The following is a 799-nucleotide window of genomic DNA, read 5'->3' as shown; positions in this document are numbered from 1 at the left end:
ATCACCACCGGTAGTAACAGTGCACCCCAGAGCCATTTTCCCCAGCGGGCATACCCCCGGTTAACCGCACCGTCTGTTTTGTCGAACACGTTAAAAAATCCCATTTTAATCTCTTAAAATCAGTGCGTATTCTGGCGCTGCTTTTGTGCCACCTGTGCGGCAATATCTTCAGCGGAAGGGCTGTTGAAACCCGTGCTCCACCATAAGTAGACGTTGTCATCGGGCAGGAAATAGGCATGGAGATAGTTTTCACCCCACTGGCGGCCTGGCATAGGCATTACCGTGCGGCGTGTTTCTAATCTCATACCTTTAAGGTATTGCTCGTGAGTTATATCCAGTGTCCAGATCACTTCAGCCTTATCCCCGCTAATAGTTCCGCAGCAGGTGGCACCGCCCTCGCCATGAGCAAATGCGTTCGCACCTGCAACACCATTCACGCTAAACCCTAAAACAGGCCTGTCGAGTTCATTGTGAATAATCAGCGTAACCGGCCCTGACGGCGGTCCCCAGACAGCCGCCCACACCGACCAGCCAAGATAGATCACCACCGGCAGTAACAGTGCCCCCCAGAGCCATTTTCCCCAGCGGGCATACCCCCGGTTAACCGCACCGTCTATTTTCCCGAACGCGTTAAAAAATCCCATTTTAATCCCTTAAAATCAGTGCATACTCTGGCGCTGCTTTTGTGCCACCTGTGCGGCAATATCTTCAGCGGAAGGGCTGTTAAAACCCGTGCTCCACCATAAGTAGACGTTGTCATCGGGCAGGAAATAGGCATGGAGATAGTTTTCACCCCACT

The 799-nt window shown here is 52.2% G+C and carries 1 protein-coding gene; it reads right to left on the bottom strand.

The features are described from left to right. Positions 1-119: 119 nt before the first annotated feature. Complete coding sequence (locus tag C3406_RS25865; RefSeq protein ID WP_103829368.1) at positions 120-644, bottom strand: DUF3304 domain-containing protein; 525 nt, start codon at positions 642-644, stop codon at positions 120-122. Between the last annotated feature and the right edge of the window lie 155 nt (positions 645-799).

This window comes from Leclercia sp. LSNIH8, from assembly GCF_002920195.1.
Lineage (GTDB): Bacteria > Pseudomonadota > Gammaproteobacteria > Enterobacterales > Enterobacteriaceae > Enterobacter.
The sequence above is the reverse complement of the archived record's forward strand: the minus strand, read 5'-3'. Positions and strand labels throughout refer to the sequence as shown.